The organism is Reyranella aquatilis (assembly GCF_020880995.1).
In the GTDB taxonomy this organism is placed as follows: Bacteria; Pseudomonadota; Alphaproteobacteria; order Reyranellales; family Reyranellaceae; genus Reyranella; species Reyranella aquatilis.
Genome location: NZ_JAJISD010000001.1, coordinates 1004037 through 1023134, shown reverse-complemented (window position 1 = coordinate 1023134; position 19098 = coordinate 1004037). Strand labels below are relative to the sequence as shown.

General features: G+C 66.8%; 19 protein-coding genes. 16 read left to right on the top strand and 3 right to left on the bottom strand.

Going from position 1 to position 19098, the window contains the following annotated elements; translation table 11 throughout:
• Positions 1-46: 46 nt before the first annotated feature.
• The 7 genes from LJ725_RS04955 to LJ725_RS04925 all read left to right on the top strand — a co-directional run bounded on the left by LJ725_RS04955 (position 47) and on the right by LJ725_RS04925 (position 8345).
• Entirely contained in the window at positions 47-2329 is a 2283-nt protein-coding gene (locus LJ725_RS04955) for an NADP-dependent malic enzyme (RefSeq protein ID WP_230549499.1), read from the top strand.
• Positions 2326-3687, top strand: coding sequence for a magnesium transporter (gene mgtE / locus LJ725_RS04950; RefSeq protein ID WP_230549498.1), 1362 nt, complete (start codon positions 2326-2328; stop codon positions 3685-3687). The genes LJ725_RS04955 and mgtE overlap by 4 nt, the downstream gene beginning before the upstream one ends.
• A 105-nt stretch (positions 3688-3792) precedes the next feature.
• Complete coding sequence (locus LJ725_RS04945) at positions 3793-4965, top strand: isovaleryl-CoA dehydrogenase (protein WP_230549497.1); 1173 nt, start codon at positions 3793-3795, stop codon at positions 4963-4965.
• A 50-nt stretch (positions 4966-5015) separates the two neighbouring features.
• Positions 5016-5639: a TetR/AcrR family transcriptional regulator gene (locus LJ725_RS04940; protein WP_230549496.1), complete on the top strand. Its 624-nt coding sequence runs from the start codon at positions 5016-5018 to the stop codon at positions 5637-5639.
• Positions 5636-7171 (top strand): acyl-CoA synthetase, encoded by a 1536-nt coding sequence (locus tag LJ725_RS04935; RefSeq protein ID WP_230549495.1) that lies wholly within the window; start codon positions 5636-5638, stop codon positions 7169-7171. The genes LJ725_RS04940 and LJ725_RS04935 overlap by 4 nt, the downstream gene beginning before the upstream one ends.
• Before the next feature lie 9 nt (positions 7172-7180).
• Positions 7181-7855, top strand: coding sequence for a sulfite oxidase-like oxidoreductase (locus LJ725_RS04930; RefSeq protein WP_230549494.1), 675 nt, complete (start codon positions 7181-7183; stop codon positions 7853-7855).
• A 16-nt stretch (positions 7856-7871) separates the two neighbouring features.
• Positions 7872-8345 (top strand): glutathione peroxidase, encoded by a 474-nt coding sequence (locus LJ725_RS04925; RefSeq protein ID WP_230549493.1) that lies wholly within the window; start codon positions 7872-7874, stop codon positions 8343-8345.
• Positions 8346-8348: 3 nt separating this feature from the next.
• On the opposite strand, the gene LJ725_RS04920 is transcribed toward LJ725_RS04925, so the two are convergent.
• The gene (locus LJ725_RS04920) at positions 8349-8999 is read right to left on the bottom strand and encodes a uracil-DNA glycosylase (RefSeq protein WP_230549492.1); all 651 of its coding nucleotides are present in this window, start codon (positions 8997-8999) and stop codon (positions 8349-8351) included.
• Positions 9000-9012: 13 nt separating this feature from the next.
• Positions 9013-9633, bottom strand: a complete 621-nt coding sequence (locus LJ725_RS04915; protein ID WP_230549491.1) for a LabA-like NYN domain-containing protein — start codon at positions 9631-9633, stop codon at positions 9013-9015.
• Positions 9634-9766: 133 nt separating this feature from the next.
• On the opposite strand from LJ725_RS04915, the gene folK reads away from it, so the two are divergent.
• The 8 genes from folK (at position 9767) to era (ending at position 16743) form a co-directional block, all read left to right on the top strand.
• Complete coding sequence (gene folK / locus LJ725_RS04910) at positions 9767-10291, top strand: 2-amino-4-hydroxy-6-hydroxymethyldihydropteridine diphosphokinase (RefSeq protein WP_230549490.1); 525 nt, start codon at positions 9767-9769, stop codon at positions 10289-10291.
• A gap of 71 nt (positions 10292-10362) precedes the next feature.
• Positions 10363-10725 carry a DNA-directed RNA polymerase subunit omega gene (gene rpoZ / locus LJ725_RS04905; RefSeq protein ID WP_408015719.1) on the top strand — a complete coding sequence of 121 codons (363 nt, stop codon included), beginning with the start codon at positions 10363-10365 and terminating at the stop codon, positions 10723-10725.
• A gap of 85 nt (positions 10726-10810) precedes the next feature.
• Positions 10811-12991, top strand: coding sequence for a RelA/SpoT family protein (locus LJ725_RS04900; protein ID WP_230549489.1), 2181 nt, complete (start codon positions 10811-10813; stop codon positions 12989-12991).
• Positions 12992-13025: 34 nt separating this feature from the next.
• Positions 13026-13778 carry a pyridoxine 5'-phosphate synthase gene (locus tag LJ725_RS04895; RefSeq protein WP_230549488.1) on the top strand — a complete coding sequence of 251 codons (753 nt, stop codon included), beginning with the start codon at positions 13026-13028 and terminating at the stop codon, positions 13776-13778.
• Complete coding sequence (acpS, locus tag LJ725_RS04890) at positions 13775-14176, top strand: holo-ACP synthase (protein ID WP_230549487.1); 402 nt, start codon at positions 13775-13777, stop codon at positions 14174-14176. Before LJ725_RS04895 ends, acpS begins: the two co-directional genes overlap by 4 nt.
• Positions 14177-14285: 109 nt before the next feature.
• Entirely contained in the window at positions 14286-15110 is an 825-nt protein-coding gene (gene lepB, locus LJ725_RS04885; RefSeq protein ID WP_230549486.1) for a signal peptidase I, read from the top strand.
• Positions 15062-15814 (top strand): ribonuclease III, encoded by a 753-nt coding sequence (gene rnc / locus LJ725_RS04880; RefSeq protein ID WP_230549485.1) that lies wholly within the window; start codon positions 15062-15064, stop codon positions 15812-15814. The genes lepB and rnc overlap by 49 nt, the downstream gene beginning before the upstream one ends.
• Complete coding sequence (gene era / locus LJ725_RS04875) at positions 15811-16743, top strand: GTPase Era (protein WP_230549484.1); 933 nt, start codon at positions 15811-15813, stop codon at positions 16741-16743. Before rnc ends, era begins: the two co-directional genes overlap by 4 nt.
• Position 16744: 1 nt before the next feature.
• On the opposite strand, the gene LJ725_RS04870 is transcribed toward era, so the two are convergent.
• Positions 16745-18298, bottom strand: a complete 1554-nt coding sequence (locus LJ725_RS04870) for an alkaline phosphatase D family protein (RefSeq protein ID WP_230549483.1) — start codon at positions 18296-18298, stop codon at positions 16745-16747.
• Positions 18299-18341: 43 nt separating this feature from the next.
• Between LJ725_RS04870 and recO the strand changes: the two genes are divergently transcribed.
• The gene (gene recO / locus LJ725_RS04865) at positions 18342-19058 is read left to right on the top strand and encodes a DNA repair protein RecO (protein ID WP_230549482.1); all 717 of its coding nucleotides are present in this window, start codon (positions 18342-18344) and stop codon (positions 19056-19058) included.
• The last annotated feature ends 40 nt before the right edge of the window (positions 19059-19098 follow it).

Sequence of the window (19098 nt, the reverse complement as noted above, 5' to 3'; positions counted from 1 at the left end):
AAAGTCCAACTGGCGGCCCTTTTGTTTTTAAGGCGGGAGACGAGCTTTGGCGGATGAACTCAGCGAAAGCGCGCTCCGATACCATCGCCTGCCCAGACCCGGCAAAATCGAGGTCGTTCCGACCAAGCCGCTGGCCACCCAGCGCGACCTCTCGCTCGCCTATTCGCCGGGGGTCGCCGCCGCCTGCAACGAAATCGTGCGTGATCCCGGGACGGCCGCCGAACTCACGGCTCGCGCCAATCTCGTCGCGGTCGTGACCAACGGCACGGCCGTGCTGGGGCTGGGCGCCATCGGCCCGCTGGCTGCGAAGCCGGTGATGGAAGGCAAGGGCGTCCTTTTCAAGAAATTCGCCGGCATCGACGTCTTCGACCTCGAACTGGCCGAACTGGACCAGGAGAAGCTGGTCGAGATCGTCGCCGCGCTGGAGCCGACCTTCGGCGGCATCAATCTCGAGGACATCAAGGCGCCCGAGTGCTTCTACGTCGAGCAGAAGCTGCGCGAGCGGATGAAGATCCCGGTGTTCCACGACGACCAGCATGGCACCGCCATCATCGTCGGCGCCGCCCTGCTGAACGCGCTGTCGCTGGTCGGCAAGGATATCGCCAAGGTGAAGCTCGTCGTGTCGGGCGCGGGGGCGGCGGCCCTGTCGTGCCTCGGCGTGCTGGAGAAGCTCGGCCTGCCGCGCGAGAACATGTGGGTCACGGACATCGCCGGCGTGGTCTGGAAGGGTCGCAACGAGCTGATGGACCCCTGGAAGGAGCGCTATGCCCGTGACACGCAGGCGAGGACCCTGGGCGAGGTGATTGGCGGCGCCGACGTGTTCCTCGGCCTGTCCGCCGCCGGCGTGCTGAAGCCCGAGATGGTCGCGCGCATGGCCGACAAGCCGCTGATCTTCGCGCTGGCCAATCCCAATCCCGAGATCACGCCCGAGGATGTGGCCGGCGTGCGCGACGACGCCATCATGGCGACCGGGCGCAGCGACTATCCCAATCAGGTCAACAACGTCCTCTGCTTTCCCTACATCTTCCGCGGCGCGCTCGACGTCGGCGCGACCACTGTCAACGACGAGATGAAGATCGCCTGCGTGCGGGCGCTGGCGGCGCTGGCCCGCAAGGAGCCGTCCGAAGTCGTGGCCCGCGCCTTCGGCGAGCAGGCCGGCGGCTTCGGCCCCAGCCAGATCATCCCCAAGCCTTTCGATCCGCGCCTGATCGTCGAACTGGCGCCGGCTGTCGCCAAGGCGGCCATGGACAGCGGCGTTGCCACGCGGCCGATCGCCGACTTCGAAGCCTACCGCCAGCAGCTCAGCCAGTTCGTGTTCAAGTCCGGCCTGGTGATGCGCCCGGTCTTCGAGCAGGCCCGTTCCGATCCCAAGCGCGTGATCTTCAGCGCCGGCGAGGACGACCGCGTGCTCCGCGCGGTTCAGATCATCCTCGACGAGGGCATCGCCAAGCCGATCCTGATCGGCCGTCCCGAGGTCGTCCGCCGGCGCGCCGAGCGGCTGGGGCTGCGCTTCCAGCCCGGCGTCGATGTCGAGCTGGTCGATCCGTCGAGCGACCCCCGCTACGACAAGTACTGGGGCGCGTACCACGAGCTGATGGAGCGGCGAGGCGTCACGGAACCCACGGCGCGCAACCTCGTGCGCTCAAGCCCGACGCTGATCGCCGCGCTGGCGGTCAAGCTCGGCGACGCCGACGCCATGATTGCCGGCGCCTATGGCCGGTTTCGCACGCACCTCGCGCACGTTCGCGAGATCATCGGCCTGCGCGAGGGCGTCAAGAACATGGCGGCGCTCAGCCTGCTGGTCATGCCGACCCGCTCGCTGTTCATCGCCGACACCTACGTGAACTACGATCCCGATCCGGAGACCCTGGCGGAGATCACCCTGCTGGCGGCCGACGAGGTGCTGCGCTTCGGCATCCAACCCCGCGTGTCGCTGCTCTCGCATTCGAGCTTCGGCAGCTCGGAGCATCCCTCGGCCAAGAAGATGGCGGCGGCGGTGAAGATCCTGCATAGCCGCGCGCCGACCCTGGAGGTGGACGGGGAGATGCACGGCGACGCCGCGCTCAACCTCGAGATCCGCCACAGCGTCTTTCCGCGTTCGAAGCTGAAGGAAGTGGCGAATCTCGTCGTCTGCCCGTCGCTCGATGCCGCCAACATCGCCTTCAACCTGCTGAAGGAAGGGGCCGACGGCCTGCACATCGGCCCGATCCTGCTGGGCACCGACCTTCCCGCGCATGTGCTCACGCCGTCGGTCACCGCCCGCGGCATCCTCAACATGACGGCGCTCGCCGTGGTCGAGGCGCAGCGCCTCGCGGAATCGCGTGGATGAGCGGCGAGATCGACCACCTCGATGAAGTGACGCCGGAACTCGTCCGGCGGGTCGAGGCGGCGCTCGCGGAGAACAGGCCGGAGGAGGCGAGGGGACTGCTCGCCAATCTGAGCGCCACCGGCCAGGCCTCCATCCTCGAACAGGTTTCGGAAGCCGAGCGCGACAAGCTCGTCGGCATCCTGAAGGGCGACCTCGATCCCGAGGCCCTGACCGAACTCGACGAGGAAGTGCTCGAGGACGTCCTCGACCAGCTCGACAGCAAGGAGATCGCCGCTGCGGCGCGCGAACTCGAGGCCGACGACGCCGCGACCATCCTCGAGGACCTTTCGGAAGACGAGCGACAGGAAGTCCTGGCGGAAATTCCGGCCGCCGAACGCGCGGACATCGAGCGGGCGCTGGCCTATCCGGAAGACACGGCCGGCCGCCTCATGCAGCGCTCGCTGGTCAAGGTCGCCGACAGTTGGACCGTGGGCCAGGTGATCGACTACTGCCGAGAAGCGACCGATCTGCCCGACGACGTCTATGACATTTTCGTCGTCGACGAGAGCGGTCGGCTGCGCGGGTCGGTGCCGCTCGGGCGCATGTTGCGCACCAAGCGCCCGGTGCCGATCTTCGACATCGTAGACCCCGACATCCCGTCGTTGCCCGCCACGGCCGACCAGGCCGAAGTGGCGCACGTGTTCCGCGACAAGAACCTGGTCTCGTGCCCGGTCGTCGACGAAGACGGGCGGCTGCAGGGCGTGATCATGGTCGACGACGTCGTCGACGTGATCGACGAGGAGGCCGAGGAAGACCTGCTCAAGATGGGCGGCGTCGGCTCCGACGACATGCATGCCGATACGGTGACCACGGCGCGGCTGCGGGCGCCCTGGCTGCTGGTCAACGTCGCAACCGCCCTGGTCGCGTCCTTCGTCATCAGCCGGTTCGAGGACACGATCGAGAAGATCGTGATCCTGGCCGCCCTCATGCCGATCGTCGCCTCGATGGGCGGCAACGCGGGCATCCAGACCGTCACCGTCACGGTGCGCGCGCTGGCGATGGGCGAGCTGACGGCCGCCAACGCGATGCGTTTCATCGCCAAGGAAGCGGTGGTGGGGAGCCTGAACGGGCTGCTGTTCGCCTTTCTGCTCGCTGTCGGCGTGATCGTCGTGTTCCACGACTGGCGGCTGGGCGGTGTCATTGCGGGTGCCATGGTCTGCAATCTGATGGCCGCCGCGCTCGCCGGGTCGCTGATCCCGCTAGGCCTGCAGAAATTCGGCGTCGATCCCGCCGTGTCCTCGACGGTGTTCCTCACGATGGTCACCGACGTGACCGGCTTCCTGACATTCCTCGGACTGGCGACGATCTTCCTGCTCTGAGACTGGCCCGCTGCGGCCCGGACGCGCTATCGTCGTCCAGGGAAGGCAACGTTCGAGAAATGCTGGCCGGGCGGTGCCGATGACGATGAAGCAGGTAAGAGGATCATGATCCCCAACGCGATGCCCCCGTTCGATTTTGGCCTGGGCGAGACCGCCGATGCGCTGCGCGACCAGGTCCAGCGATTTGCCGCGTCCGAGGTGGCGCCGATCGCCGCCGAGATCGACAAGAGCGATCGTTTCCCGCGCGAGCTTTGGCCGAAGATGGGCGAACTCGGCCTGCATGGTATCACCGTCGAGGAGGAATTCGGCGGCGCAGGCCTCGGCTATCTCGAACATGTGATCGCGGTCGAGGAGGTCAGCCGCGCGTCCGCCGCCGTCGGCCTGAGCTATGGCGCCCACTCCAATCTCTGCATCAACCAGATCCGCCGCACCGGCACCGACGAGCAGAAGAAGCGATTCCTGCCCAAGCTGATCTCCGGCGAGCATGTCGGCAGCCTCGCCATGAGCGAGACGGGCGCCGGCTCCGACGTCGTGTCGATGAAGCTCAGGGCCGAGAAGAAGGGCGACCGCTACGTCCTGAACGGCACCAAGATGTGGATCACCAACAGCCCCGACGCGCAGGTGATCGTGGTCTACGCCAAGACCGATCCGGCGGCCGGGTCGCGCGGCATCACGACCTTCATCGTCGAGACCGACCGCAAGGGGTTCAAGGTCGCCCAGAAGCTCGACAAGATGGGCATGCGCGGCTCCTCGACCGGTGAACTGGTTTTCGAGGATTGCGAGATCCCCGAGGAGAACGTGCTGGGCGCGGTGGGCAAGGGCGTCAATGTGCTGATGAGCGGTCTCGACTACGAACGCGCCGTGCTGGCGGCGGGACCGATTGGCATCATGCAGGCGGCGATGGATATCGTCGTTCCCTACGTCCACGAGCGCAAGCAGTTCGGCCAGGCGATCGGCGAGTTCCAGCTGGTCCAGGGCAAGCTCGCGGACATGTACACGACGATGAACGCCTGCAAGGCGTATGTGTATGCCGTCGCCAAGGCCTGCGACCGCGGCCAGACCACGCGCAAGGACTCGGCCGGCGCGATCCTCTATGCCGCCGAGAAGGCCACGATGGTCGCCCTCGACGCCATCCAGCTGCTGGGCGGCAACGGCTACATCAATGACTATCCCACGGGGCGCCTGCTGCGCGACGCCAAGCTCTACGAGATCGGCGCCGGCACCAGCGAGATCCGCCGCATGCTGATCGGCCGCGAGCTGTTCGCCGAGACGGCCTGATTTGACGGCACGAAGGTTCTTTCGTACACAGTGTGTATGAAAGCCCTTCGATGCCGCGCTATCTGACCGAGAAGGACATCGCCGACTTCCGCGCCGAACTGTGCCGGGTCGCGACCGAGCGGTTCGCGCGCTTCGGCTATGAGGGCGTCACCATGCGCCAGCTGGCCGAGGCGCTGGGCTGCAGTCCAAAGACGCCCTACCGCTACTTCAAGGACAAGGCCGACATCCTGGCGACGGTGAGGGCGGAGGCCTTCTCGCGCTTCGCCGAGACGCTCGAAGCCGCGGCGGCGAAGGGCGACGGGCCGCTCGACAGGGCGCGCCTCGTCGGCGATGCCTACCTGCGGTTCGCCGACGAGCATCCACACGCTTATCGCATCATGTTCGAAATCGACCAGCCGATTGGCGAAGAGCATCCCGATCTCCTTCGCGAATCGAAGCGGGCCCGCACCTTCGTGACCCAGCAGGCGGAAGACATGGTGAAGGCCGGTCTGATCGACGCCGATCCCCAGCTGTTCGGCTGGTCGATGTGGGCCGCCACGCACGGGCTGGTCATGCTGAAGCAGGCCGGCATGCTCGAGCACGGGCCCGATATCCGGACGCTCGCCGGCTTTCACGGAGCGCTGATGTTCAGAGGGGCGCTGGCCACCTCCGCAAAGACAGGGAGGAAGCGATGACGGCAGGCGTTACGGCGGGCGAGCGGTTCCGCAGCTGGGCGGAGATCCAGGACAATGCGGCGCGCGCCGCCGGCGGGCTGGCCGCGCTCGGCGTCGGCGACGACAGTGCCGTGGCGCTGATGCTGCGCAACGACTTTGCAACTTTCGAAGTCAACATGGCGGCGAGCCAGGTGGGCGCCTATGCCGTCCCGATCAACTGGCACTTCACGCCGGAAGAGGCGGGCTACATCCTGCGCGACAGCGGCGCGTCGGTACTGGTGGCCCATACCGACCTGCTGGCGCAGATCGCAGGCGGCATACCCGAGGGCGTGACGGTGTTCGCCGTGCCGACGCCGGACGAGATTGCCGCGGCCTTCGGCGTTCCTGCCGAGAAGCGGCAGGTGCCCGCGGGCGCCGAGCCCTGGGATGTGTTCGTGGCGGGTTCGTCGCCGCGCACCGAGCCGCCGCGCGCGGCGCGCGGCAGCATGATCTACACGTCCGGCACGACGGGGCGACCGAAGGGCGTTCGTCGCCAGCCGAGCACGCCCGAGCAGCAGGCCGCCGCCGCCCAGGAAGCGGCCCTGTTCTGGGGGCTGAAGCCGGACCCAGAGATCGTCGTCCTGATGAACGGGCCGATGTACCATTCAGCGCCGTCGGCCTACGGCAACGCCAGCTCGCGGCTTGGCCTCCACATGGTGCTGCAGCCGCGCTTCGAGGCCGAGGACATGCTGCGGCTGATCGCGCGGCACGGCGTCACCCACATGCACATCGTGCCGACCATGTTCGTCCGCCTGCTGCGCCTGCCGGCCGAGGTGCGGGCGCGCTACGACGTCTCCTCGCTGCGCTTCGTCAGCCACGGCGCGGCACCCTGCGCGCCGGCGGTGAAGCGCCAGATGATCGAATGGTGGGGGCCCGTCATCAACGAGTATTACGGCGCGACCGAGACCGGTGTGGTCGTCTGGCACGGCTCGGAAGACGCGCTGCGCAAGCCCGGCACGGTGGGCCGCGCGGTGCCCGGCGCGACGGTGCGGGTTGTCGACGAACAAGGCCGCGACGTGCCGACCGGGGAGGTCGGCGAGATCTACGTTCGCGGGCCGCACCTGGCGGATTTCACCTACAACAACGACGACGCCAAGCGGCGCGAGGTGGCGCTCGGCCAACTCGTCACGGTCGGCGACATCGGCTACCTGGATTCCGACGGCTTCCTGTTCCTGTGCGACCGCAAGCGCGACATGATCATATCCGGCGGCGTGAACATCTACCCGGCGGAGATCGAGGGCGCCCTGATCCAGATGCCGGGCGTACGCGACTGTGCGGTGTTCGGCATCCCCGACGACGAGTTCGGCGAGCAGATCTGCGCCTATGTCGAGCCCGTGCCCGGGGTCGGACTCGATGCGGCGTCTGTTCGCGCCTACCTGGCCGAGCACCTTGCGCGCTACAAGGTGCCGAAGGTGGTCGAGTTCCGCGCCGCGCTGCCGCGTGAGGATTCGGGCAAGATCTTCAAACGCAAGCTTCGCGCGCCATATTGGGAGAAAGCGGGCCGCAGCATTTGAGGAGTCCCCATGGCCGATGACGACGTCACCCTGTCCGGTGAGATCCGGGGCAAGCTGGTCGACAGCAAGCAGAAGTGGGCGGAAGAAGGCCGTCTGCTGACCGGAAAGACCGCCGCGCATTCGGAACGCCTGCCGCCGGGGCAGCGCCGGGTCGAGACCTGGCCCGTCCTCGACCTGGGTATCCAGCCCGATATCCCCCCACATGCCTGGCGCCTGTTCGTCGATGGCGAGGTCGACAACCCGGTCACCTTGAAGTGGGACGAGTTTGCGGCGCTTCCGAAGACCGAGCTGACGACCGATATCCACTGCGTCACGGCCTGGTCGCGCTACGACAACAAATGGGAAGGCGTCAGCGCCCGCGACCTGATCGCCCTGGTGAAGCCCAGGGCTTCGGCGCAGCACGTCATCTTCCACTCCTACGACACCTACAAGACCAACGTGCCGCTGGCGGACTTTGCGGCGGAAGACGTCATGCTGGCGTGGAGCTGGAACGGCGAACCGATCAGCCGAGAGCATGGCGGGCCGCTGCGTGTCGTGATCCCGAAGCTCTACTTCTGGAAGAGCGCCAAGTGGATCAAGCGGATCGAGTTCTCCATCATGGACAAGCCCGGCTTCTGGGAAGTGCGCGGCTATCACAACTACGGCGATCCGTGGCGGGAGCAGCGCTACGACGACGAGATTTGACGGGAGGATTCCGACCATGAGCGCGCATGATTTTTCCTTCACGACCATCGACGGCAAGCCGCTCGACATGAAGAGCCTCGCGGGCAAGCCGGTCCTGGTGGTGAACGTCGCGTCCTATTGTGGATTCACGCCGCAATACACCGACATGCAGGCGCTGCACGAGACCTACGGTCCCAAGGGTCTCGTCGTGCTGGGCGTGCCCTGCAACGACTTCGGCGCGCAGGAGCCGCGCAGCGACGGCGAGATCGCGAAGTTCTGCGAGTCCATGTACGACGTCACCTTTCCGATGACCTCGAAGCAGAAGGTGATCGGGCCGGAGGCCCATCCGCTCTACAAGTGGATCGCGGCGGAGGCGGGCGAGGGCGCGGCGCCCAAGTGGAACTTCCACAAGTACCTGATCGGCAAGGATGGCAGTCTGCAGGGCGCCTGGCCGAGCCGCGTGCGGCCGGCGTCGGACGAAGTCAGGACCGCGATCGAAGCGGCGCTTTAGTCATCAGGCGTCGAGCGCCCGGCGGACGCCGTCGAACACCTGGTGGAACATCTCGGTCGTGAGCCGGCCGGTGTTCGTGTTGTAGCGCGAGCAGTGATAGCTGTCGGCGAGGATCAGGCCGGTCGGTAACTTGTGCAGGCGCCCGTGTATGAACGGGTAGGCGCCTGCAGGCCGGACCATGAGGGCGCGCAGGATCTGATCATGAGCACCTTTACCCAGCGCCACCAGGATCCGTAGCTTTGGCAGCACGGCAAGTTCGGCCTGCAGGAACGGCCGGCAGGCGGTGAACTCTACGGGCAACGGCTTGTTCTCGGGCGGAAGACAGCGCACCGCGTTGGCGATGCGGCAGTCGATCAGCCGGAGCCCGTCGTTCGGATCGGCACGATAGGTGCCCTGCGCGAAGCCGAACTTCAGCAGCGTCGAGTAAAGGAGGTCGCCGGCATAGTCGCCGGTGAAGGGGCGGCCGGTGCGGTTGGCGCCCTTCATGCCGGGTGCCAGACCAACGATCAGCAGGCGAGCGTCGAGTTTGCCGAACGAGCGGACCGGTGCGTTCTTCCAGTCGGGGAACTTGCCCTGCAGGTCGTGGCGGAAGTCCACGAGCCGCGGGCAGCGCGGGCAGTCGAGCGGTGGCTCTTCGAAGGAGGGCGCGGACACCGAAGCGGTGTGCCTAGGCCGAACGCATCAGCGATTCGGATGGGGCGTCGTCGTGCTCGGCGTCCGGTTCGCGGGCCGCCGGGCGCGTCGCCCGCTCCGACGGGTTGCGGGCGATCAGCGGGGCCAATTCGGACAGCTCGATGAAATCGTCGGCCTGGCGGCGCAGCTCGTCGGCCACCATCGGCGGCGCGGACTTGATGGTGCTGACGACCGAGACCCTGAGGCCGCGGCGCTGCACGGCCTCGACCAGCCGGCGGAAGTCGCCGTCGCCGGAGAACAGGATCACATGGTCCAGATGATCGGCCATCTCGAGCACGTCGATCGCCAGCTCGATGTCCATGTTGCCCTTGACCTTGCGGCGGCCCATGGCATCGGTGAACTCCTTGGCCGGCTTGGTGACCATGGTGTAGCCGTTGTAGTCTAGCCAATCGATCAGCGGTCGGATCGGCGAGTACTCCTGATCCTCGATCAGGGCCGTGTAGTAATAGGCCCTGACCAGCCGGCCCTTCTCGCGGAACACCTTCAGGAGGCGGCGGTAATCGATGTCGAAGCCCAGGGAGCGGGCAGCGGAGTAGAGATTGGCGCCGTCGATGAACAGCGCCACGCGCTCGTTCTCGTAGAAATTGCCTCTCATGGCAGTCAAACCCTTTAAGAATATGCGCGAACCAGGCGAATAATTATGAGACGCCGAAAAGGCAGTAACCCAAGCCCTTCGTCAAGCATATTAAGAGTAGGTTGTTAGGCATTGGATCACAAGGGGTAGGAGGATGGCGCTGGTGGACAAGAACAGCACCCGCCCGATTTTCGTCGGCGCCGGGGCCAACCTGCCTCATCCGTCCTATGCGTCGCCGCGCGAGACGCTCCAGGCGGCGCTGCTGGAACTGGACCGGCGGCAGACCCGTGTCCTGCGCTATTCGCCCTGGTACAGCACCGCGCCGGTGCCGGCTTCGAGCCAGCCTTGGTACGTCAACGTCGTGGCGGAGGTGGAAACCGCCCTGGCCGCGGACCAACTTCTGGAGCTGCTTCACGACATCGAGGAGCTGTTCGGGCGCGTCCGCAGCGTCGCCAACGCGCCGAGGCTGATCGACCTGGATTTACTCGATTTCAGGGGGGAAACCGCCCCAGGCGGCCTCGGCAGGGCGGTGCTGCCGCACCCCCGCATGGCCCTCAGGGCCTTCGTGCTGCGCCCGCTGGCCGACCTGGCCCCGGAGTGGCGGCATCCGGTCTCGGGAACGACCATTCGGGAGCTGCTCGCGGCCCTGCCGGCCGACCAGGCCGCCCACCGGCTGTAGGGCTGGTGCGCTTGCCTTTTGAGCGGGGGAGGGTATAACCCGCCGCTTCCGCAAAATTTGAGGGCCTCGCCATGGCGCGTGTCACCGTCGAAGACTGCATCGTGCAGATCCCCAACCGCTTCGAGCTCGTCATGTTCGCTTCCCAGCGCGCGCGGGATATCTCCGCCGGCGCCCAGATCACGTTGGACCGTGACCGCGACAAGAACCCGGTCGTCGCGCTGCGCGAGATTGCCGAGGAGAAGCTGGATCATGCGGCGCTCAAGGACTCGCTGATCTCGGGCATGCAGAAGCATGCCGACGTCGACAAGCCCGAGGAGGTCAATGAGATGGCCGAACTCGAGCAGGAGCTGGCGGCGGCGCTGGCGCAGGGCGGTGCGGAAGCCGCCCAGCCGAAGGCCCTGCCGATGGCCGAGGAAGACGACGTTACCGAGTAAGAACCGGGCTGCGGCAGGTTCGACCTGCTATTCGTGCAAACGTCGTGGAGTGAACGCAATCGCCCCCATATAATGGGTGATTGCGATGATTCGTCAGTTTGAACTCGTCGAGCGTGTACAGGCCTACGATCCGGATGCGGACGAGGACGTGCTCAACCGCGCCTACGTCTACGGGCTGAAGAAACACGGCAACCAGCTCCGCGCCTCGGGCGACCCCTATTTCTCGCATCCGGTGGAGGTCGCCGGCATTTTGGCCGAGATGCGGCTCGACACCGCCTCGATCGTGACCGGCCTGCTGCACGACACGCTGGAGGACACCGACGCCACGCGCGACGAGATCGCCGGCATGTTCGGCGAGGACATCGCCCGGCTGGTCGACGGAGTGACCAAGCTTTCGCGCCTGGAGATCCAGTCGGAGAGCACCAAGGAAGCCGAGAACCTGCGCAAGCTGGTGCTGGCCATGTCGTCGGACATCCGCGTGCTTCTGGTGAAGCTCGCCGACCGGCTGCACAACATGCGCACGCTCCATCACATAAAGGAGCCGGCCCGGCGGCGGCGCATCGCGCGCGAGACCATGGACCTCTACGCGCCTCTGGCGTCCCGTATCGGCATGGAGAAGGTGAAGCGCGAACTCGAGGAGCTCGCGTTCGCCGAACTCAATCCCGACGGGCGGACGTCGGTGCTGGCGCGCCAGGGTTACCTGCGCGAGCGCGGCGACAAGCTGGTGCCCCAGATCGAGGTCGAGTTGGTCAGGACGCTGAAGGACGGCGGGCTCAACGCGCAGGTCTCCGGGCGCGAGAAGGCGCCCTATTCGATCTGGCGCAAGATGCAGACGAAGAACGTGTCCTTCGAGCAGCTCGCCGACATCATGGCCTTCCGCATCATCGTTGCGGACGTGGCTCAGTGCTACCAGGCGCTCGGGCTCCTGCACGGCAAATACCAAGTCCTGCCGCAGCGCTTCAAGGACTACATCTCGGTGCCCAAGCCCAACGGCTACCGCTCGCTCCATACCGGCGTGATCGGCCCCCTGGGGCAGCGGATCGAGATCCAGATCCGGACAGAGGAAATGCAGGACCAGGCCGAGCGCGGCGTTGCCGCGCACTGGATCTACAAGCAGGGCGGTCCGTCCACCGACGCGCCGCAATATGCCTGGCTGCGCAGCCTGATGGACATCCTCGACAAGGCGCCGAATGCCGAGGAGTTCCTCGAGCACACCAAGCTCGAGATGTTCCAGGACCAGGTCTTCTGCTTCACGCCCAAGGGCAAGCTGATCGCCCTGCCGCGCGGCGCAACGCCGATCGACTTCGCCTATGCCGTGCACAGCCAGGTGGGCGATACCTGCGTCGGCGCCAAGATCAACGGCCGCATGCTTCCACTGCGGACGCAGCTCTCGAACGGTGATCAGGTCGATATCATCACCTCCAAGGCGCAGACCCCGTCGCCGACCTGGGAGCGCTTCGTCGTCACCGGCAAGGCCAAGGCCGCGATCCGCCGCTTCATCCGCACGCGCCAGCGCGAGCAGTACATCCAGCTCGGCAAGTCACTGCTCGACAAGGCGTTCCACGAGGAGGGGTACGAGGTCACCGAGAAGGGACTGGACGGGGTCCGGATCAACTTCAAGCAGGCCTCGGTGGACGACCTCGTCGCGACGGTCGGCGCCGGCCTCGTCGGTGCGCGCGAAGTCCTGACGGCGGTCTATCCAGGCCTGAAGCAGCCGCGCAAAGGCGGGGCTGACGTGGTGCCGATCTCACGTGCCCGCGCCAAGTCCGGCAAGCCCGGCGAGGGTGCCCGTTCGGGCAAGCCGGAGGATGGCCAGATCGCCATCCGCGGCCTCATTCCGGGCATGGCGGTGCACTTTGCGCGCTGCTGCCATCCGCTTCCGGGCGACCGCATCGTGGGGATCATCACGACCGGCAAGGGTGTCACGATCCACACGATCGATTGTGCCACGCTCGAAAGCTTCTCCGAGGCGCCGGAACGCTGGATCGACGTCGGCTGGGACTCCGCGAACGACGGCGACGGCGGCGTCTACACGGGACGCCTCAAGGTGACGGTCGCCAACCAGCCCGGCAGCCTGTCCAGCCTGTCGACGGTGATTGCCCGTCACGAGGGCAACATCTCGAACCTGCGCATCGTCAACCGGTCGATGGATTTCTTCGACATGGTGATCGACGTCGAGGTCGCCGACGTGAAGCATCTCGCCGACATCACGGCCGCGCTGCGCGCCACGCCCGCCATCAACGCCGTCGAACGCGCCCGCAATTGACGGCTCCCTCATTCCTTCAGCGCGAAAGATGCGTATGACTGCGTCCAATCACCTGCGTCTCGGCATCAACATCGATCACGTCGCGACCGTGCGGAACGCACGCGGCGGCCATCTCCCCGATCCGCTGCGCGCCGCGCGCCTGGCCGAGGCCGCCGGTGCCGACGGCATCACCGCGCACCTGCGCGAGGACCGGCGCCACATCGTCGACGCCGACATCGAGGGCCTGATGCGCGAGTTGAAGGTGCCGCTCAATTTCGAGATGGCGGCCACCGAGGAGATGGTTGGCATCGCGCTGCGCCACAGGCCCCACGCGGCCTGCATCGTGCCCGAGAAACGCGAGGAGCGGACCACCGAGGGTGGGCTCGATGCCGCCGGCCAGCACAACAACCTGAAGCCGATGATCGCGCGCCTGCGGGATGCCGGCATCCGCGTCTCGCTGTTCATCGAGGCCGATCCCCGGCAGCTCGAGGCGGCAGTCGCGCTGGGCGCGCCCGTCGTCGAACTGCACACCGGCCGCTACTGCGAGATCGAGGGCGAGGCCAAGCAGGCCGAACTTCAGCGCATCCGCGAGGCCGCCACCCTGTGTGCGAGGCTCGGCCTCGAATGCCACGCCGGCCACGGGCTGAGCTATTCCGACGTCTCGCCGATCGCGGCGATACCCGAGGTGAGGGAGCTCAATATCGGGCATTTCCTGGTCGGCGAGGCCATCTTCGTCGGCCTGGAGCCGGCGATCCGCGAGATGCGGCGGATCATGAATGCCGCGCGGGCCGGGGGAACGTCCCGGTGATCATTGGCCTGGGGAACGATCTCTGCGACATCCGGCGTATCGAGAAGTCACTCGAGCGGTTCGGCGAGCGATTCATCCAGCGTGTCTTCACGGAGACCGAGCAAAAGCGCTCGGAGGGACGCGCCACCCGGGCGGCAAGCTACGCCAAGCGGTTTGCGGCCAAGGAAGCCTGCGCCAAGGCGCTGGGCACGGGGCTGCGGGCGGGCGTCTTCTGGCGTGACATGGGCGTGATCAATCTGCGCAGCGGCAAGCCCACGATGGCCCTGACGGGCGGGGCGCTGGCGCGCCTCCAGAAGATCACGCCGGCCGGGATGACAGCGCAAATCGACCTCAGCATCACGGACGAATATCCGCTCGCCCAGGCGATCGTGATCATTTCCGCGGTCCCGGCCGCATGATCCGCAGGGCGCGTTCGGCGATCCCGAAGGCTCCCATGCCGCGCCCGGGGCGGGAGACAGGGCGGCCGGGCCCTGCTATAGCCCCGGGCTGTTTGAAACTGGTACGGCGATGACGGACGTGGCTGAGCGTCGGAAGCGGGGACAGGAAAAGACCGGCGGCTGGGGGGAAACCATCCGGACGGTGGTCTATGCCGTGCTGATCGCACTGGTCGTGCGGACGTTCGCCATAGAGCCGTTCAACATCCCCAGCGGATCGATGATCCCGACCCTTCTGGTCGGCGACTATCTGTTCGTCTCCAAGTATTCGTACGGCTACAGCAAGCATTCGTTCCCGTTTTCGCTGGGCGTCTTCTCGGGCCGGATCTTCGGCTCGCCGCCGGAACGTGGCGACGTCGCCGTGTTCAAGTATCCGGGCGACCAGGGCCAGGGCGTCAACCGCACCGACTACATCAAGCGCATCGTCGGCATGCCGGGCGATCGCATCCAGGTGACGAACGGCCTGCTGCACATCAACGGCGTCGCCGTCGATCGCAAGAAGATCGGCGACAATGGGAAGGGCACCAACGGCAGTTACCAGAAGGGTACGCTCTACAGCGAGACGCTGCCCAACGGCCGCCGCTACACGGTGCTGGAGTATCGCGACGACGGCATGGCCGACAACACGCCGGAGTTCCTGGTACCGGCGAACAGCTACTTCGTCATGGGCGACAATCGTGACGATTCGCTCGACAGTCGAACGCGCCTGATGCTGCGCGACTTCTCGGGCTCGACGCGTGATCGCGACCAACTCGGCTGGTACGTGCCCTCGGAGAACCTCGTGGGCCGCGCCGAGTTCATCTTCTTCTCGCACGATCCGTCGGCCGCAGGCTGGCTGGAGCCATGGAAATGGCCTCAGGCGATACGCTGGAACCGCTTCTTCATGGCAATCCACTGAGTTCGACCGACGTCGATCTGACGGCGCTGTCGAAGGGGGTGGGCCATTTGTTCGTGCGCCCCGAATTGGCGGCGGAGGCGCTCACGCATCGTAGCGCCCTCGATCGCCGACCCGAACTCAAGGCGGCGTTCCCCAACGGCAACGAACGGCTGGAATTCCTGGGCGACCGGGTTCTGTCTCTCGCGATGGCCGATCTCCTCCTGCGCCGTTTCCCGCAGGAACGGGAGGGCGAACTGGCCCGCCGCCACGCCTCGCTCGTGCGTGCCGAGACCCTGCTCGAGATCGCGACCGCGATCGGGTTGGGCGAGCATCTGCGGCTGGGCGATTCGGAGCGCGCCCATGGCCACGGCGTGAAGCCGAACATCCTTTCAGACGCTCTGGAGGCATTGCTCGGCGCGGTCTTCCTCGACGCGGGGCTGGAAGCTGCGGCGGCCAGCGTGGAACTGCTGTGGGGAGATCGGCTGAGCAGCCTCGCCGTCGCCCCACGCGACCCCAAGACGGCCTTGCAGGAATGGGCACAGGCCCGCCGCCTGCCCCTGCCGGCCTATCGGGAAGTCGAACGCGAAGGGCCGCCGCATGCGCCCGTGTTCGTTGTCGAGGTTGTCCTAAAGGGACGTGATCCCGCACAGGGCCGCGGCGGCAGCAAGCGCGAGGCCGAGCGGCTGGCCGCGATGACATTGTTGGAAAGGTTGGAGAAGGCATGAGCACGCCTGCAACGCGGGCCGGGTTCGTCGCCGTCGTCGGCGCGCCGAACGCCGGAAAATCGACGCTGGTGAACGGGCTGGTCGGCTCCAAGGTGAGCATCGTCTCGCCCAAGGTTCAGACCACGCGCATGCGCGTGATCGGCATCGCGATGGCCGACATCCCGGACAAGGGCGAGGGCGAGGCGCGGGCGCAGGTCGTGCTGGTCGACACGCCCGGCATCTTCAGCGTCGCCAAGCGGCGGCTGGAGCGCGCCATGGTCGCCGCTGCCTGGCAGGGCGCCGACGACGCCGACGTGGTGGCGCTGGTGGTCGATGCCGAGCGCGGCGTCGGAGCAGAAACCAAAGCCATCGCCGAGCGGCTGAAGGACTCGCGCGCGCCGCGGTTCCTGGTCCTGAACAAGATCGACCTGGTGCCGCGCGAGAAGCTCTTGTCGCTGACCGCCGAGTTGAACGCGATCGTGCCATTCGAGCGCACCTTCATGGTGAGCGCCCTCAAGGCCGACGGTGTCGGCGACCTGCTGGCCGCCTTCGCGCTCGCCGTGCCGGCGGGGCCGTTCCTGTATCCCGAGGACCAGGCCGCCGACCTGCCGCTGCGACTGCTTGCCGCCGAGGTGACGCGCGAGCAGGTGTTCCTGCAACTGCACCAGGAACTGCCCTACGAGGCGGCGGTCGAAACCGAGAAGTGGGAAGATCGTCCGGACGGCAGCGTGCGGGTCGAGCAGACGATCCATGTCCAGCGCGAGGGCCAGCGCGCGATCTTCCTGGGCAAGGGCGGCGCCCGCATCAAGCAGATCGGCGCCCGCGCGCGTCACGAGCTCTCCCAGATGCTGGAGCGCCAGGTGCATCTTTTCCTGCACGTGAAGGTGAGCGAGCGCTGGGCCGACGATCCATCGCACTACCGCTCGATCGGTCTCGACTTCAAAGCCTAGTCTAAGCTGGCACGATATCGATTGCGTGGATGACGGCGCCGGCGGCGTTGCGATGGCTTACGGTCATCACGCCTGACTTTCCGTCGATCCTCACGTGCCCGAAATGGCACGAACCTTCGAGCGGCGAGAGGTCGAAGCGGCCTGTCGGCGGCACCTTCTGGAAGACCACCTGCGGTCCGAACGTGCCGTCGAGCGCGTTGGGGCCGAAGCCGCCGGCACAGAGCGGGCCGGAGACGAATTCATAGAACGGCGTGAAGTCGGGGAAGGCGGCGCGGGCGGGATCGTAGCGGTGTGTCGCCGGATAATGCACGTCGGCCGTGATCCAGTGCACGTTGCGGATGCTTTCGTGCCGGATGAACGACAGGAGATCGGCGATCTCCAACTCGCGTCCCAGCGGGGGGCCATCGTCGGCATTGGCAACGGCCTCGAAGCCCGACTTGCGGCGCCAGTCGTCGTAGACGACGAGCCCGAGCGGCATGTCTGCCGCGATGATCTTCCAGGTGGCTGTCGAGCCCTTGAGCGCCTGCTTCAGCCAGATGATCTGCTCGATACCGAGGAACGCCGTGTTCAGGCCGGCGGATGCCTGCCGGTTGGGACCGTTCGGCGCGCGGAAGCTGCGCATGTCGAGGCGGAAGAGGTCGAGCCGCGGTCCGAAGGAGAACTTGCGGAACAGGCGCATCGTGCCGTCCAGGCCGTCGGCCAGCGGCATGAACTCGCGAAAGGCGCGCTCCGCCTTCTGGGCCAGCACGCCCGCGTTCTTCTCGTGGTAGCGCGGATCTTCGTCGAGTCTCCGCTCCCAGTACCAGTTGTCGAGCACATCGTGATCGTCCCACAAGGCGATCATCGGGACCTCGCCGTTGAAGCGGCGGAGATTGTCGTCGAGGAAGTTGTAGAGGTGGTTGCCGCGGAAGTCGGCGAGCGTCTCGGCGACCCTGGATTTCGCCTCCGTGGTGACGTTCTTCCAGACGCGGCCGTCCGGCAGTTTCTTCTCGGGCGCCAGGGGATCGTCGGCGTAGATCGTGTCGCCGCAATGCACGAAGAAGTCGGGCGCGAGCGACCGCATCGCCTCGTAGATCGTCATGCCGCCGACCTCGGGATTGATACCCCAGCCCTGGCCCACCGTGTCCGCCGACCAGACGAAGCTCACGTCGCTGGGGACCGCCGAAGGCGTGCGGAAACGGCCCCTCACCCACTCGCTCGTTGCGCCGCCATTCGTGAGGTCTTCATAGGCGATGCGGTAGAAGATCGTCTGGCCGGGCGGCAGGCCCGTCAGCCGCAGGCGCGACGTGTGGCCGGTATCCTCGAGGGCGTTCGGTCCGCGGAGGCGCGTCGCCCCGGCCAAGCCTTCCTGCGTGGAATACTCGACGATCATGCGCGCCGGCCGGTCCGACCGGCTCCACAGGGTCGCGCTGTCGAACCCGACGTCGCCCGACTGCACGCCCTGCAGCAGGCGGGGGCGGCCGGCCGAATTCGTCTGGGCAAAGACCCGGTGGGGCAGGGCGGCGAACGCGCCTGCGCCCAGCATTGCCCGCCGCTGGAGCTTTGGTCTGGTCACGGCCCAACCTAGCGCGATTTGCCCGGACGCGGCATACAGGCCCATGGACTGGAGCGACGAAGGCATCGTGCTCGCGGCGCGGGCTCACGGGGAAACCGGCCTCGTCGTGTCGCTGCTGACGCGCGACCATGGACGCCATTCGGGCTTCGTGCCGGGCGGTATCTCGCGCCGCGCCCGTCCGGTCTGGCAGTCCGGCAACCTGGTCGAAGTCGGCTGGCGGGGCCGTCTTCCCGAGCAGCTCGGCAATTACTCGGGTGAACTGCGCGAGCCGCATGCGGCGCGTGCCATGGACGATGCCATTGAGCTGGCGGGGCTGGCGTCGGCCTGCGCCGTCATCGATGCCGCCCTGCCCGAGCGGGAGCCCCATCCGGCCATGTTCGACGGATTTCGGGCGTTCCTGGGCTCGCTCGGGCATCCGGGGTGGCCGACCATCTACGTCCGGCTTGAACTGGGCCTGCTGCAGGAGCTGGGCTTCGGGCTCGACCTGGAGAAATGCGCCGCCACGGGCTCGACCGACGACCTGGCTTTCGTCTCGCCCCGGACGGGTCGCGCCGTCAGCCGCGAGGCCGCTGGCCCCTACAAAGAGAAGCTGCTGGCCCTCCCGGCGTTTCTATCCACCGGCGGGCTGCCGTCCGATGAGGAGGAACTGCGGCAGGGTCTCGATCTGACGGGGTTTTTCCTCGAGCGGCACGTGTTTTGGCCGCACAACAAGCCCTTGCCTCCCGCACGGTCGAGATTTATGGAGTCGCTCCAACGCTAGAATAATCACGGCCGCGGCTGGAACTGCGGTCTTTCCCCTC

Coding starts and splice junctions, on each gene's coding strand:
- LJ725_RS04945 (WP_230549497.1), top strand. CDS start 3,793: ATGATCCCCAACGCGATGCCCCCGTTCGATTTTGGCCTGGGCGAGACC.
- LJ725_RS04895 (WP_230549488.1), top strand. CDS start 13,026: ATGACTGCGTCCAATCACCTGCGTCTCGGCATCAACATCGATCACGTC.
- recO (WP_230549482.1), top strand. CDS start 18,342: ATGGACTGGAGCGACGAAGGCATCGTGCTCGCGGCGCGGGCTCACGGG.
- LJ725_RS04915 (WP_230549491.1), bottom strand. CDS start 9,633: ATGAGAGGCAATTTCTACGAGAACGAGCGCGTGGCGCTGTTCATCGAC.
- LJ725_RS04900 (WP_230549489.1), top strand. CDS start 10,811: ATGATTCGTCAGTTTGAACTCGTCGAGCGTGTACAGGCCTACGATCCG.
- lepB (WP_230549486.1), top strand. CDS start 14,286: ATGACGGACGTGGCTGAGCGTCGGAAGCGGGGACAGGAAAAGACCGGC.
- folK (WP_230549490.1), top strand. CDS start 9,767: ATGGCGCTGGTGGACAAGAACAGCACCCGCCCGATTTTCGTCGGCGCC.
- era (WP_230549484.1), top strand. CDS start 15,811: ATGAGCACGCCTGCAACGCGGGCCGGGTTCGTCGCCGTCGTCGGCGCG.
- LJ725_RS04935 (WP_230549495.1), top strand. CDS start 5,636: ATGACGGCAGGCGTTACGGCGGGCGAGCGGTTCCGCAGCTGGGCGGAG.
- rpoZ (WP_408015719.1), top strand. CDS start 10,363: ATGGCGCGTGTCACCGTCGAAGACTGCATCGTGCAGATCCCCAACCGC.
- mgtE (WP_230549498.1), top strand. CDS start 2,326: ATGAGCGGCGAGATCGACCACCTCGATGAAGTGACGCCGGAACTCGTC.
- LJ725_RS04925 (WP_230549493.1), top strand. CDS start 7,872: ATGAGCGCGCATGATTTTTCCTTCACGACCATCGACGGCAAGCCGCTC.
- LJ725_RS04940 (WP_230549496.1), top strand. CDS start 5,016: ATGCCGCGCTATCTGACCGAGAAGGACATCGCCGACTTCCGCGCCGAA.
- LJ725_RS04930 (WP_230549494.1), top strand. CDS start 7,181: ATGGCCGATGACGACGTCACCCTGTCCGGTGAGATCCGGGGCAAGCTG.
- rnc (WP_230549485.1), top strand. CDS start 15,062: ATGGCCTCAGGCGATACGCTGGAACCGCTTCTTCATGGCAATCCACTG.